Origin of the sequence: Shewanella olleyana, assembly GCF_023283825.1 — a bacterium.
Taxonomy (GTDB): Bacteria; Pseudomonadota; Gammaproteobacteria; order Enterobacterales; family Shewanellaceae; genus Shewanella; species Shewanella olleyana.
Genome location: NZ_JAKILD010000001.1, coordinates 251224 through 266624, shown reverse-complemented (window position 1 = coordinate 266624; position 15401 = coordinate 251224). Strand labels below are relative to the sequence as shown.

At 39.4% G+C, this 15401-nt stretch carries 13 protein-coding genes; 10 read left to right on the top strand and 3 right to left on the bottom strand.

Annotated features, from left to right (window positions below):
• Positions 1-9: 9 nt before the first annotated feature.
• Positions 10-705 carry a phage shock protein PspA gene (gene pspA, locus L2735_RS01145; RefSeq protein WP_248982958.1) on the bottom strand — a complete coding sequence of 232 codons (696 nt, stop codon included), beginning with the start codon at positions 703-705 and terminating at the stop codon, positions 10-12.
• 178 nt (positions 706-883) lie between these two features.
• On the opposite strand from pspA, the gene pspF reads away from it, so the two are divergent.
• From pspF to fabV, 7 genes are all read left to right on the top strand, one after another.
• Positions 884-1978, top strand: a complete 1095-nt coding sequence (gene pspF / locus L2735_RS01140; RefSeq protein WP_248982957.1) for a phage shock protein operon transcriptional activator — start codon at positions 884-886, stop codon at positions 1976-1978.
• Between the two features lie 73 nt (positions 1979-2051).
• Complete coding sequence (locus L2735_RS01135; RefSeq protein WP_248982956.1) at positions 2052-3680, top strand: ABC transporter substrate-binding protein; 1629 nt, start codon at positions 2052-2054, stop codon at positions 3678-3680.
• Positions 3680-4708, top strand: a complete 1029-nt coding sequence (locus L2735_RS01130; RefSeq protein ID WP_248982955.1) for an ABC transporter permease — start codon at positions 3680-3682, stop codon at positions 4706-4708. Before L2735_RS01135 ends, L2735_RS01130 begins: the two co-directional genes overlap by 1 nt.
• A complete protein-coding gene (locus L2735_RS01125; RefSeq protein WP_248982954.1) occupies positions 4698-5588 on the top strand; it encodes an ABC transporter permease subunit in 891 nt (296 codons plus the stop codon). The genes L2735_RS01130 and L2735_RS01125 overlap by 11 nt, the downstream gene beginning before the upstream one ends.
• Before the next feature lie 3 nt (positions 5589-5591).
• Positions 5592-6599 (top strand): oligopeptide/dipeptide ABC transporter ATP-binding protein, encoded by a 1008-nt coding sequence (locus L2735_RS01120; RefSeq protein ID WP_248982953.1) that lies wholly within the window; start codon positions 5592-5594, stop codon positions 6597-6599.
• Positions 6580-7365: a peptide ABC transporter ATP-binding protein gene (locus L2735_RS01115; RefSeq protein ID WP_248982952.1), complete on the top strand. Its 786-nt coding sequence runs from the start codon at positions 6580-6582 to the stop codon at positions 7363-7365. Before L2735_RS01120 ends, L2735_RS01115 begins: the two co-directional genes overlap by 20 nt.
• Positions 7366-7470: 105 nt before the next feature.
• The gene (gene fabV, locus L2735_RS01110) at positions 7471-8673 is read left to right on the top strand and encodes an enoyl-ACP reductase FabV (RefSeq protein WP_248982951.1); all 1203 of its coding nucleotides are present in this window, start codon (positions 7471-7473) and stop codon (positions 8671-8673) included.
• Between the two features lie 187 nt (positions 8674-8860).
• Here the strand turns inward: fabV and L2735_RS01105 are convergent, their stop codons facing one another.
• Complete coding sequence (locus tag L2735_RS01105; RefSeq protein ID WP_248982950.1) at positions 8861-10636, bottom strand: flavocytochrome c; 1776 nt, start codon at positions 10634-10636, stop codon at positions 8861-8863.
• A gap of 375 nt (positions 10637-11011) precedes the next feature.
• Here L2735_RS01105 and L2735_RS01100 point away from each other — a divergent pair, with 375 nt between their 5' ends.
• The 3 genes from L2735_RS01100 to L2735_RS01090 all read left to right on the top strand — a co-directional run bounded on the left by L2735_RS01100 (position 11012) and on the right by L2735_RS01090 (position 14419).
• Positions 11012-12076, top strand: coding sequence for a porin (locus L2735_RS01100; protein WP_248982949.1), 1065 nt, complete (start codon positions 11012-11014; stop codon positions 12074-12076).
• Positions 12077-12256: 180 nt separating this feature from the next.
• Complete coding sequence (locus L2735_RS01095; protein ID WP_248982948.1) at positions 12257-13132, top strand: LysR family transcriptional regulator; 876 nt, start codon at positions 12257-12259, stop codon at positions 13130-13132.
• A 39-nt stretch (positions 13133-13171) separates the two neighbouring features.
• Entirely contained in the window at positions 13172-14419 is a 1248-nt protein-coding gene (locus L2735_RS01090) for a DUF819 family protein (protein ID WP_248982947.1), read from the top strand.
• Between the two features lie 48 nt (positions 14420-14467).
• Here L2735_RS01090 and L2735_RS01085 read toward each other — a convergent pair whose 3' ends face one another.
• A complete protein-coding gene (locus L2735_RS01085; RefSeq protein WP_248982946.1) occupies positions 14468-15358 on the bottom strand; it encodes an AraC family transcriptional regulator in 891 nt (296 codons plus the stop codon).
• Positions 15359-15401: the final 43 nt, after the last annotated feature.

Here is a 15401-nt window from a genome sequence, read left to right as displayed (position 1 = left end):
TGAAAAAGTTTACTTGTTTGTTTTAGTTTGCGTTTTTGGTGCTGATTTCGCTTTTACTTTCGCTTTTAAAGCTTCTAGCTCTTCATTGACTGAATCTTCAGCTTCTAATGCTGCGAACTCATCAGCAAGGTTACCTTTTTTGCCTAGGTCATAAGCTTCAACTTGAGACTCTAAACCTTCAACACGGCGTTCGTAGTTTTCGAACTTAACCATTGCATCATCAATTTTGCTTGAATCTAACTGCTTTTTCACTTCTAAACGTGAAGTTGCAGTTTGTTTGCGCATGATAATAGTTTTTTGACGAGCGCGTGCATCGTTAAGTTTTTCTTGAAGCTGTTCAACTTCATGCTTAAGGCGTGCTATGTGCTCTTCAACAACTTGTAGTTCCATTTCTAGCGTTTCTAAAATGGTCACTGTTTTTTGTTTTTCAACTAGCGCCGCTTTTGCTAAGTCTTCTCTATCTTTCGATAAAGCCAATTCAGCTTTTGCCTGCCAATCGATAACTTGTTCTTGTACTCGGCTAATACGACGCAGTAGTTCTTTCTTTTCTGCTAACACTTTCGCAGAGGTTGAACGTACTTCTACTAACGTATCTTCCATTTCCTGAATAATCAGACGAACCATTTTTTCTGGATCTTCTGCTTTATCTAATAAAGCACTGATGTTCGAATTAATGATATCTGCAAAGCGTGAGAAGATTCCCATAATGTGTCCCTCAAATATTTTGTTAAAATCGAATATTACTATTCACAAGCCGTGCCAAGTATACATAAATATTAATTTTCAATGAGTTAACCAAATTATTAACTTTTTCTTTATTTTAAAGCGCTAGCCAACTATTATGATTTTCACCACTTGTTAGCGTAATAGACTAAAAATTACAGTGACTAGACAATTTGAGCAAGACAATCTTATCGGACAATCCAATGCTTTATTAGAAGTATTGGAACATGTCTCTAAAGTTGCCCCACTTTCAAAGCCAGTGTTAATCATTGGTGAACGTGGAACTGGTAAAGAACTTATCGCAGAACGGCTACATTTTCTATCTGCACGTTGGGATCAAGAGTTTATTAAGCTTAATTGCTCTTCTTTAAGTGAGTCTTTACTTGAAAGTGAGCTGTTTGGACATGAGTCTGGTGCCTTTACTGGCGCTAAAGGTAAACATGAAGGTCGCTTTGAACGGGCTGATGATGGCACACTATTTTTAGATGAACTCGCTAACACTTCTGGCTTAATACAAGAAAAGCTTCTACGTGTTATTGAATATGGCGAATTTGAACGTGTTGGCGGCAGTAAAACAGTCCAAACCAATGTCAGATTGGTGTGTGCGGCTAATGAAGACTTACCTACTCTGGCTGAAAATGGTGAATTCCGCGCTGATTTACTCGACCGTCTGGCGTTCGATGTTATTACACTGCCGCCATTAAGATGCAGAACTGAAGACATCATGCCACTGGCAGAGTATTTTGCAATCAGTATGGCAAGACAACTAAATTTAGACTTTTTTGGCGGCTTTAGTCCTGTGGCAATAGAGCAGTTAATGTCTCATCGCTGGCCAGGTAATATTCGTGAACTTAAAAACGTGGTCGAACGAAGTGTTTATCGCCGTGGTTCTGATGGTGATGAAATTGACCATATTATCCTTGACCCATTTGCCTCGCCTTATCGTCCAACAAGTCGAGTTAAAACCCGCGAAAGGCAGCAAACAACAGAGAGTGTGAATTTTGAGGAGTCAGCTCCTACAGCAGATACCGAGGCGAGCGAAGAAAGTCAGCTACCTCATGCGAGTCAGTTAAATAATCAGTTTAGCTTTCCAATTAACTTTAAAGAGCACACTGAAAACTATGAGGTTGAACTGCTTAAAAAAGCGTTGGCAGAAAGTCAGTACAACCAAAAGAAAACCGCGGAGTTGCTTGGTTTAAGTTATCACCAACTACGTGGTATTTTAAAAAAATACAACTTATTGGAGAAGGCTTAAGATGATATTTGCTCCTAAGTTATTAACACTGCTAAAATAGTCGTTTACAGCCTAAAAATTAAATGATGATAAAATGCGTGTGAAAAGAGAACGCTGGAATCCCTTAGCATTACTCTGCTTACTATCTTTTTTAGTAACAGCTTGTGGTGAGTTAAATGTCCCATCTGGGATTGTTTATTGCTCAGAGGGTAACCCTGAAACATTTAATCCGCAATTAATCACATCGGGCACCACCATCGATGCGACTTCAAATCAGCTCTATAATCGCCTAATTGATTATAACGATGATTCATCAGACTACACCCCTGCTCTGGCTACTGACTGGAAAGTATCTGATGACGGACTTCAATATCATTTTACCTTGCGCCAAGGTGTACAATTTCAATATAACGATTTGTTCAGCCCATCACGTAATTTTAACGCTGACGACGTCATCTTTTCTTTCGGGCGGATTATTGATGTTAATCATTCTTATCATTTAGTCAGCCGCACAGGTTACCCATTCTTTCAGAGCATTGATTTTGCTAACTTGGTGACTAACATCGAGAAAGTGAATGACTATGAAATTGTTTTTCATTTAGCGCATAAAGATGCGTCATTTTTATCTAACCTAGCAACCGATTTTGCCGTCATTCTATCTGCAGAATATGCGATGCAACAACTTGCAGCAGGAACGCCTGAGAACGTCGACTATTTTGCCATCGGCACAGGCCCTTTCTATTTATCCGAATACGTCAAAAATGAGTATATACGCTTTAAGCGGAACCCGTATTACTGGGGAGACGAAGCGAAAATTGACATGTTAGTTTTTGATATAACTCGTAAAAGTGAAGCAAGGCTGGCTAAAATCATTACTAAAGACTGCCAAGTTTCAGCTCTGCCTAAAGCCAATGAGCTTACTGTTATCAAAAAACATAAACACCTTGAAGTCCGCACAAAACCAGGTTTAAACGTCGCTTTTTGGGCTTTCAATACGCAAAAACCTCCTTTAGATGATGCGCGAGTTCGCCACGCATTAGCGCATGCTGTTGATAAGCAAAATATCCTCGATGTGGTTTATCATGATACCGCTATTGCCGCATCAGGCATGCTACCTCCTGCATCTTGGGCATACTCAGAAACAGAAGATGTGAACCATTATGATCCAGAAGAAGCAAAACGCTTGTTAAAAGAAGCTGGAGTGACCAATCTATCTTTTGATATATGGGCGATGCCTGTTGTCAGAATTTATAATCCAAACGCCCAGAAAACAGCTGAACTGATCCAATCAGACTTAGCTAATATTGGCGTAACAGTAAATATTGTCAGCTACGACTGGAGTGTATTTACTCAAAAACTCATTTCTAGTGATTACGATTCTGTGCTGATTGGTTGGAATGCTGATAACACTGATCCAGATAACTTTTTTACCCCACTGCTGAGTTGTAGTGCGCTAGAGTCGAATAATAATCGCTCTCGTTGGTGTTCAAACGAGCTAGACTCTGTTTTAGCTCAAGCAAAAGAAACTCTTTCAAAGCCGGAGCGAAAAGCGCTTTATCAACAAGCGGAAAAAATTATTCATGAGCAAGTACCTTTGGTTAATATTGCTCATGCTCAAAAACTACTGTTAAAAAATACCGACATCAATATTACAAATGTCAATCCATATGGCGGAATGTCTTTTTCCGATGTTGAACTTATAAAAGAGGAGGTTCAACCCTAATGTGGCGATATTTTGTAAGGCGAATCAACCTCTTTTTTGTAACCTCTATAGTAATGATTTCAGTAATATTTTTTGCAACTGGCATGTTCCCAGTAGAAAAAGGTTACGCGCTCTCGGGCATCCAGTTTCCAACCGTCGAACAACAAGCCCAAACAGTTGAAGACTATAATTTAGAAGATAATCAGCTCAATCAATTTATTGCCTATGTAACCCAACGATTATCAGGAAATTTGGGCATTTCAGTCAACTCGCAACAGAGTGTGGCAGATGAACTCAGTGCAGTATTGCCGGCGTCCTTTGAACTATCGTTATTTGCAGGTTGTATTGCGGTTTTTTTTGGGGTGCCTTTAGGAGTTATCGCCTCCCTAAGTGCGAGTAAAACAATACAGCGCAGCATTTTAGCCATTACCTTGACAGGCTATTCAATACCTGTTTTTTGGCTAGGGCTCACTCTTGCCCTTTGGTTTGGTGTTCACCTTGAGTGGTTACCGATATCTGGACAGATTAATCTTTTATATGAAATTGAACCTGTAACTGGATTCATGTTAATCGATACACTGCTATCAGAGCGCCCATATGCTATCTCGGCTTTTAAAGATGCATTACTACACATTATTTTACCTGCTGTTACCCTAGCAGTATTACCTTTTACAGTGGTCATTCGAATAACCCGTCAAGCTATGATGACTGTAATGACACAAACTTATATTCGTGCTGCAGAAGCAAGAGGCCTGAATACTTTCCGAATATTAATTAGACATGCCCTTCCCAATGCGCTTATACCCGTCCTTAAAGCGTTTGGTTTAATGCTGGGGTCTTTTGCAAGTTATGGCATTCTAGTAGAAGTCATCTTTTCTTGGCCTGGTGTAGGTTTATGGTTGATAAATGGTATTTACCAGCGCGATTACACTGTCATTCAAGCAGGTATTTTGTCTGTTTCATTATTGATTATATTTTTGAGCATTATGATTGATTTAGTGCATACCACTATTAACCCAATTAATAGGAAAGAACTGTATGCCAATTAAGAAACTCTACCAAGAGGAACAAATAGACTCACCATTAGGCCAGTTGTGGCATTCATTTGCTAGCAACCCTTTTGCAGTTGCTGGTTTATGGGCAATCATATTCCTTTTGATTTTGGTGGTACTTGGTCCGCTTTTAGCACCATTTCAGCCAGAAATGCAAAATCCTGATGCTATATTATTGCCCCCATCTTGGGATCAAGCAGGTCATGTCTCCCACTTTTTAGGCACTGACGATTTAGGTCGTGATTTATTTAGCCGGATCCTTCATGGTGTTAGGCTCACCTTTGGTATGTCGCTAATTGTCGTCATTAGCGCGCTGGTGGTTGGATTTGTTATTGGTTCACTTTCAGGAATGATGCGTGGATTAAAGTCGAGTATTCTAGGGCATTTATTAGATGCTTTACTGTCTATTCCGTCCTTGCTACTCGCTATCTTAGTGGTTGCTGTCACGGGGCCTGGACTTACTAATGTATTTTGGGCCGTAGGTATCGCGTTAACCCCACAGTTTGTTCGCGCGATTCATCAAGCTGTTCATGAAGAACTGCAAAAAGAATATGTGACCGCCGCTAAAATTGATGGAGCCAGTCAAATTCAAATTTTCTGGTATGTAATCATGCCAAATGTTTGGGATGTGGTCATCATTCAAACCACCATCGCTATTTCAGTAGCTATCTTGGATATTGCTGCGCTTGGCTTTTTAAATTTAGGTGCACAAGCACCAAGCTCTGAATGGGGTTCAATGATTTTCCAAGGCTTAAATAGCCTACTAATAGCACCATGGACCATTACTATCCCAGGGCTTGCTATTTTATTTACAGTTTTATCCATCAATTTGGTGGGTGACGGATTACGCTCGGCATTAGCGCCGATAAGAAACTAACTTATGCCATTACTTGATGTCAGAAACCTCACCATTGAGCTTGATACACCTCAAGGCAAGGTTAAAGTACTTGAAAAAGTCAGCCTAACCATCAATCCCGGAGAAGTGCATGGTTTAGTGGGTGAGTCAGGCTCTGGTCGGAGTTTACTTGCAAAAGCAGTGCTTGGGGTACTGGGTCCTAACTGGAATATCATTGCCGATCGCATGATGTGGGATGGTCAAAACCTTCTTGAAATGACTTCAAAACAGCGCCGTAATCTAATGGGCACTGATATGACCATGATTTTTCAAGATCCCTCAGGCAGTTTAGATCCCGTCAAAACTATTGGTAGCCAACTTATTGAGTCATTAACGCCGAATAAGGCAGTTCCTTTTTGGCGCCGCTCCAAAGACACCAATTTAACTGCGCAAAAATGGCTGCACAAAGTGGGAATTAAGCAGCCTAAAGCCATTATGAAAAGCTACCCATGGGAATTATCAGAAGGCCAGTGCCAAAAAGTCATGATCGCGATGGCTGTGGCTAACCATCCTAAATTGTTAATTGCTGATGAACCCACTAATTCGATGGAACTCAGTACTCAGGCGCAAATTTTCAGACTACTTTCACAGCTTAATCAATTACAAAACGTGTCAATTTTGCTTGTGAGTCATGAATTAGAAACCTTAGTAAAATGGTGTGATCGCATTAGTATTTTATACAGTGGTCAAATTATGGAATCAGGGCCAGTGAGTGAATTACTTAAAAAACCTTACCACCCATACACCAAAGCGCTATTTAAAAACTTACCTGAGCACACGGGTAAAATGCGCCATAAATCTTATTTACCGACATTGCAGGGTTCGTCACCTTCATTACAACATTTACCCGCGGGTTGCCGATTAGGCCCTCGGTGCCCAGATGCACAACGACAATGCGTTATTCAGCCCAATTTAGCTCACGAAAAAGATCGCTATTTTGCTTGCCACTTCCCATATAACAATGAGACAGAAGATGACAACGCCATTACTTAACGTAACCGATCTCAGTAAGCGGTATTTTATCGGTTATAAACGCTTTAGGGCGCAATATAATCAAGCGCTCTCGCCTGTGTCATTTGAGCTTGAGCGCGGTCAAACCTTAGCGATTGTCGGTCAGGTGAGTTCAGGTAAAAGTACCTTAGCAAGAATGTTAGTAGGTGCTGAGCCTCGCACAACAGGCACTATTGAGTTTGAAGGCGAAACACTCGAGGCGCGTAACTTAAAACAACGCTGCCGATTAATTAGAATGATTTTTCAAGACCCTAATACATCGCTTAATCCAAGATTAACCATTGGTGCATTACTGGAAGAGCCATTGCGTTTTAATACCGATATGACTAGTCATGAACGTAAGGCACAAGTCACTGACACCTTACGTAAAGTGGGCCTGTTACCAGAGCATGCTAGTTTTTACCCGCATATGGTGTCAGAGGGACAAAAACAGCGTGTTGCAGTAGCGCGTGCTTTAATGCTTAACCCTAAAATTATTATTGCCGATGAAGCGCTAACGTCTTTAGATTTGTCGGTACGTTCTCAAATTCTAAATTTGTTGCTCAAGCTACAAAAAGAAATGGGTCTCTCCTATATCTTTGTGACCCACAATTTGAATGTGGTTCGACACTTCAGTGATAAAGTGATGGTACTCAATAAAGGCGTTATGGTTGAGAAAAATACAACTGAGGAATTATTTGAAAACCCACAACATGATTACACCCGCAGACTGATTGCAGAGCAAACACAGCTCGCAGCAAAACGCTAAACTGCTCCAACCACTGAGTTAATTGACCATTTTTAGTAAAAATGAGTGCCATTTCTACGGCTAACTAATTATCCTAGAGCCATTGTTAAAGGAAGATACGAAATTATGATTATTAAACCAAAAACACGTGGCTTTATTTGTACCACAACACACCCAATCGGCTGTGAAGCTAACGTAAAAGAGCAAATTGAATTAACCAAAGCGAAAGGCAAAATTAAAAACGGACCTAAAAAGGTCCTCGTTGTCGGTTCTTCTAGTGGTTACGGCTTATCTTCGCGCATAGCGTCAGCTTTTGGTAGCGATGCCGCGACAATTGGTGTTTTCTTCGAAAAGCCAAGCACTGAAACAAAGCCTGGTACTGCTGGCTGGTATAATTCAGCCTACTTTGACAAGTTTGCCAAAGCTGAAGGCTTATATTCTAAAAGTATCAACTGTGATGCCTTTAGCCATGAAGCAAAACAAAAAGTCATTGAAATGATTAAGGAAGACCTTGGTCAAATCGATATGGTTGTTTACTCTTTAGCCTCTCCAGTACGTAAGCTACCAGATACGGGTGAAGTGATCCGCTCAAGCCTTAAGCCTATAGGTGACACATATACAGCAACAGCTGTAGACACCAATAAAAATACTATCATCGAAACCTCAGTCGAACCTGCTACAGAGCAAGAAATTGCCGATACTGTAACGGTCATGGGCGGCGAAGATTGGGAATTATGGATGAGTGCGCTAAGTGAAGCTGGAGTGTTAACAGACAACTGTAAAACAGTGGCTTACAGCTACATCGGCACAGAAATCACTTGGCCTATCTACTGGCACGGTGCGCTAGGTAAAGCCAAGATGGACCTAGACCGTGCAGCACATGCATTAAATGAAAAGTTATCAGCAACAGGTGGCTCTGCAAATGTAGCGGTACTTAAGAGTGTCGTTACTCAAGCAAGCTCAGCAATCCCTGTAATGCCACTTTATATCGCAATGGTATTTAAGAAAATGCGTGAAGAAGGTGTTCATGAAGGCTGTATGGATCAAATTTACCGCATGTTCAGTGAACGTTTATTCCGTGAAGACGGCGCTGCGCCAGAAACAGATGCTGACAATCGTCTACGTTTAGATGACTGGGAATTACGTGAAGAAATTCAAAAGCATTGTCGTGAGCTTTGGGCTGATGTCACTACAGAAAATTTAACGGAATTAACTGATTATAATGAATATAAAGAAGAATTCTTGAAACTATTTGGTTTCGGAATTGACGGTATTGATTATGATGCAGACGTTAACCCTAACGTAACTTTTGATGTTGTCAGTTTATAACGGCTAAATTTTAAACGAATAAAAACCAAGCCAAGTGCTTGGTTTTTTTATGCCTGTTGATCCTTGTTCTGCTTTTCAAGCTAGCGTTAATTGGCTAATTAGTTATGAATACTAACAAGCAAAAAAAGACCAAGTTGATGAGACTTGGTCTTTGAGGAATATCAGGGATGATGAATTATGTTAAAGCTTATTTCTTTTCAAGTGCATGCTTAGCCGCATTTTCACCTGCTATGCGACCAAATACTACTGTATCGGCAATTGCATTACCGCCTAGACGATTGTAACCATGAACACCACCAGTTACCTCACCTGCTGCGAACAAACCTTCCATTTTCCAGCTTTGTAGGTTTAAAACATTTGTATCAGTGTCAATCGCAATACCGCCCATAGTGTGGTGAATACCCGGAGCAACTTTTACTGCATAAAATGGTGCTTTAGTCAGATTAAGCGGCATGTCAGGACGCTCGAAATCTGTATCTTTTCCTGAAACTTGATAGTCATTATACGCTTTGACAGTATTCGGCAAATCGCTCATTCCGGTGATTTGAGCTAATTCTTCAACAGTATTGGCTTTGCTAAGCATGTTTAAATGCTCATATCCACGAACCATTTCTTTTTTCGCTACCAATTGCTCGTCAAATACTAACCAAGCAAACTGCTCAGGTTGCTTCAAAATAGCATCAGATGCGCGATCTCGGGTAGTCAATTCATTAATAAAACGATCACCATCTTTGTTCACCATGATTGCACCAACGCCGCGGACGGTCTCTGAAATCAATATGCGACTATCTTTACCAATTGTTGGATGAGCTTGAACCCAATCAATATCAGTCATCGATGCGCCAATTTCCTTCGCAAGTAATACACCATCACCTGTCGCTGTGACATTGTTTGAACTTGTCATATCTCTCATAGTAGGACGGTAGTATGACACCATTTCTTTATTCAAACCGTAACCACCAGTTGATAGCACAACAGACTTAGCAGCAACCATGTTATAACCAGTATGACGTCCATGAACTACTACGCCTGCTATTGATTGATCATCGTTTAATACAAGTTTTTCAACACGTGAGTTAACACGTACATCCATTTTACGGTCAACTGAAACTTTTCTTAAAGTATCAATCAAGTATGGACCTACTGAACGTCCACCAGATGGAGCATGAGTACGTTCAGCCTGTTGACCACCTGAGCGTTTTAATTCACTCATATCAGCACCCAGTTCACCTAGCCACTTAACAGCATCAGCAGACTCTTCTGCAAGTATCTGAACAAGCTTCGGGTCGTTCTGGTAACGTCCACCTTTCATGGCATCTTCGATATACCATTCTTCTTTATCTTCGATTCCTTTTGCTTTTTGTTGTGGGGTGCCTACGGCATTCATGCCACCAGCAGCAAGCATTGAATTACCACCGGTATATGGCGCTTTTTCGAATAACACCACATTAGCGCCAGTCATATCTGCAGCAATAGCAGCATTAAAACCTGCAGAACCGCCACCCACAACAATGACATCAACCGTTTCTACTGGCCCTTTAGCAATGGCTTTTTGAATCTTGTCTTGGTTCCAATCGCCGTCCCACTTTTTCTTTTCTTTCGCATCTGCAAAAGGCATTTCCATTTCGAAGTTATGACAATTATTACAAGTCAGTTGAGGTTTAGCATGTGCGGTGTGGCAAGAGGTACAATTGATTTCGCCTAAATGAGATGCATGAGGATCAAACTCTAACTTGTCGTTAACTAAATCTGCATAGCCACCGTGACAATCCTGACATTGAGCATTCTCATGTGTTTCACTATCTGTCATCGATTTTTTGATGTCTTTTATTTTGCCTGTCACATGACAAGTTTGGCAGTCACCCATTTCAGTATGAAATGAAGCCAAATCATTTTTTGCCATTGCGCTGCCAGAAGTCAGCATCATCAGTGCGACTGCCGAAGCTAAATATTTAATTTTCATGTACTCGATCCTTTATTAGTTTTTCTTATGACTCTTTCTGGAAACAAGATTACTCACTAAGAGGTACACAAACTTAGATCTCTATCAAATTTAAGATTCTGTTAAGTTTTTATGAAAACCTGTTCAATTCTCCTTAACTAGCAGCAAAAAACAAACAGCTGTGACTCATATTCATTTTCTAAAAAAATAAAATCACTACGATATAAAACGTGAAACCTAAATACATATACATGTTTATAAATAATAAATTTTATGAATTTTGTATCTCGTTATTAATAATCTTTATTTTTTAAACCAATAAAAATTAACCATTAAAAATCCTATAAAAATAAAAAGACACTAATTTAATTTGTTATGTAAAAACATGGACTAAACATGAAAAAATCATTATTTTCATTATCAACAATAACGCTTCTATCAGCTAACTCTTATTCAGCGTTAGCCGAATCACCTCAATTTTACGGTCGATTAGAAATGGCTGTAACTAATTCAGACAATGGTTCAACAACGCAAAATGGAAAGTCAGGCACTGTATTAGAAAATAACTTTTCAAGATTAGGCGTTCACGGCAGTGAGTTAATTTCAAATGATATTGAATTGCTTTATCGCGTCGAGTTACAAGTCAATTCTGCAACAAACGAAGGTAATAATGATGTCTTCAAACCCAGAAATACCTATTTAGGACTAAAAACTAATTTTGGTACTGTTCTAGTAGGCCGTAATGACACAGTGATGAAAACTTCAAAGGGGACTGCTGAAGCCTTTGCATTAACTAATGCGGCATATAACAGAATGATTGCCGGGCAAGATCGCAAAGCTGACGGCATTACCTATTACTCACCCCAAATAGCGGATTTAATCACTTTTAATGCGACTTATTTGATGGATGATAATTATGCTGAATATGATGACAATGGCGAGCGTACAGATTACAACAAGCAGCAATATGCATTAAGTATTATTGTTGGTGATAAAAAACTAAAAGTCCAACCTTATTATTTAGCAGCTGCTTATAACACTATTGGCGGAGTCGATGCTTATCGTGGTGTGGCACAGTTCAAAATCGGTAATTTAAAATTAGGTGGATTATTTCAAAATACCGAAAGCCAAGAATACAGTTATAAAGAAGGTAATTCCTATTTTGTCAGCGCCATTTATAATTTAAACGGCGTTAATTTAAAAGCGGAAATCGGTAAAGATGAAGCCGGCTTTGGTAGATACTTTAAGAACAGTGCAACATCATCAAGTGAATATCAACGAGCCACTGATGTTGACATTAGTTCATTCGTGATAGGCGCTGATTACCGTATATCTAAATCTACAATGGTATTTGCCCATTATGCCAAATATGAAGGTGAATACAGAGTTGAAAATACGGGCCCAATAATTAATTTAGATGAAGACAACATCTTCACCCTTGGTGTTCGGTACGATTTCTAAAAAATACACATTCTGAGCGTTAGTCAGTCAATCCTAATTAACGCTCACTTTACCCAGTTAAAAGTTTTAATAAAAACATGAGCAGAGTTCCAAAAAACGAAACCTAAAGCCTGATTTTAAAGTTGTTAATTAATATTTCGCTATAATCTCAAACATCATGATTAAAGTAACCTTCACCTTATGAAAATAACGCTTAAACAGCTCACCATCTTTAAAGCCATTCACGATAATGGCCAGATTTCAAAAGCTGCGCAACAACTGCATATGTCTGTACCCGCAGTGAGTATGGCACTAAAAGAGTTAGAAAATTCGTTAGGAACAAGGCTGTTTGAGCGTGGATGTAATGGTCTAACGATTAATGATAATGGTGAAGTTATCCTTCCCTACGCCAATGAAATGCTATCAAAAGGCACTCAATTAGAACAAATGTTTGCTGAGCGAAATGCCGTAGGCGGCACCATCAAGGTAGGTAGCAGCAAAACGGCTGGAAACTACATTTTATCACGTAAGATCCCACAATTTAAAAAGTTGCACCCATTAGTCGATATCAAACTGGTTATTAATAATAGTCTCACAATTGAGAAAATGGTTTCAGAGAAGGAGTTAGATTTAGGCTTTGTTGATGCAAAACCCGGGCTTAACAATCTTAAATATGACCAGTGGTTACAAGATAAAATATGTCTAGTAACTAGCTGCGACAATCCAATTTTAGATGAACCTATTACAGCAGAGTTATTATCAAAACAATTATGGGTTATGGATTCAACATTGTCTGTTTCAAGGCTTCGTAATACTCAATTATTAAGAAGTGCTAAAATCACCATTAATAATGAATTATCAATGAATACTATGGGTGCGATTAAGCGTGCTATAGGCACAGGTATTGGCGTTAGCGTACTGCCTTATTTAGCGGTAAAAGAAGAGATAAAACGCGGTGAAATTATTGAACTGCAACTCGCTGATTGGGATTTCAGTCGTAAATATTGGTCAATTAGTCGAAATGACGAATCCTTGTCACCTCTATTAGAAGAATTTATTAGTTTTTGTAACGCTTAGTTTCATCACTATATAAAAATTAAGGTAGCCAAAGAACTTATGATCAACCAAGATCCAGTAATATTTGGCTTACTGACGACCATTATTGGGTTAATTTTTTATACCAGTAAATCCTCTCACCCTATATGGCAACAAATATACCGTTTTGTACCTGTTATGGTGATGTGCTATGTCCTTCCTTCACTTCTCAATACCTTCAATATTGTTGATGCCAGCCATAGTGACTTAAATACCGTCACCTCAATGTATTTAATGCCAGCATGTTTAGCCCTATTGATCATTAGTGTTGATATTAAATCAATGCTTTTGCTGGGCCCGAAAATTATTATTTTATTTTTAGTCGGCAGCCTTGGTGTCATTATTGGTGGTCCGTTAACGCTGCTAATATTCGCAAAAGTAGCACCAGAAACGATTAACTGGGTCGGAGATGGTGCAGCATGGAAAGGAATGGCAACACTCGCCGCTAATTGGGTCGGTGGTACTGCAAATCAAATTGCCATGAAGGAAATCTATCAAGTTGAAGAAAGCTTGTTTGCGATAATGATATCGGTCAATGTGATTTATTCAGCGATATGGATGTCATTTTTACTTATCTGTGCCAATAACGCCAAAACTATTGATAAAAAACTTGGCTCTGATGCAAGCCAATTCAATAAGCTTATCTCTATCACTGATCGTGAAGTCAGTGAGCACAATATCACTAACAAGCAAACTGCACCGAGCCTGAATACTTACATGATGATGTTTAGTGTGGCTTTTGGCGTGACAGGCTTAGCTCATTTCGGTGCAGATCTGCTGGCACCATTTTTTACAGAACATTACCCATCAACAGCAAAATACAGTTTTACGTCTAAATTCTTTTGGATTGTGATCATAGTGACTACCATGAGTATTATTCTATCCAATACCAAAGCCCGTGAACTAGAATCCGCTGGAGCATCAAAAGTATCGACTGTGATGCTGTACTGCTTGATAGGCAATATGGGATTACAAATGGATCTCACGATGATTGATGACTTCCCAATTTATTTTGCAATTGGATTTGTGTGGTTATCAATTCATGCCATCTTTGTAATTATTGCAGGGCTGTTGATGAAAGCACCAGTGGCTTACATGGCCTTAGCCAGCCAGTGCTGTATTGGTGGTGCAGCCTCCTCGCCTGTTGTGGCAATGGCTTTTCATCGCTCTTTGGCGCCAGTTGCCATCATGTTTTCCGTATTCGGATATGCTTGGGCAACCTATATGGCGTGGATTTGTGCAGAGATGATGCGAATGACTTCGCAGTAAGCCGCGACTGCCATAAACTCATAAATAAAATAGAGCTAACTTTCCCCATCAAACTAAGGCTAAATAGACCCTTGTTTGTTGCTTATCGGGTTCAGTTATATTTACCTTCTCAAAAATTAACGGAATGTCTTTTAATTCAACGCTTTCTTTTTTATTTTGCGCAATTAACCAGGTCCCATATAAATACTTCAGTTTTTTATGCAATGCTTCATCAGAGCCTGTATGGATGAAGGATGCAAACCTACCCTTTGGTATCTCATCAAAATAAAAGAACTCAGAAGACTCGATTAAAGACTTTAAAGCCGTTTTTTGAGTGTCATTAATACTCACTGCAATATCAATATTGTATTGTTCATTTGCTGCTGCGGTTGATTGGTAAATAAAGTTAAAGGTTTGACTGGTAGCTGCCGTGAGTTGATGGGCTTGCCTAAAAGCTCGCATAGCTTGGATAGTTTGCGGTAAATACTCAGCAAGCGTTCGGTGTTTAATCACAATTAATGCAATGCTATCTAGATCTACAATTTCAATATTAACGTCGCTGGCTGATAGTTCTTCATGGCCTTCTGAAAGGGTTTTTAACGGCTGCTGCTTTGCAAAAAAATTTCCCCAGTCTGGTGATTGTTGGAACTGCTGCGGACTTTGGCCAATACTTTTGCTGAATGCTTTTACAAAAGCTATCTCTGATTGATAACCGGCAGATTGTGCGACTTTTGCGATTGATATTGATTTATCAAAACCAAGTTGCTGGGCAACCTCTAAGTTTCTTAGTAACGCAATATAATCATCAATATTGGTATGAAATAAGCTATGAAAAATAAAATCAAAATGATACTGAGGTACTTGAGCGATACTAGCCAACAATCCCATATCTAAGCTCGTTGATAAGTTATTATCGATATGAGTTAACACCTGCTCAAAACGTTGATTTATATTTTCCACTTACACCTCACCTTCTATTGTGCCTGTTTAAATTGAACTAATT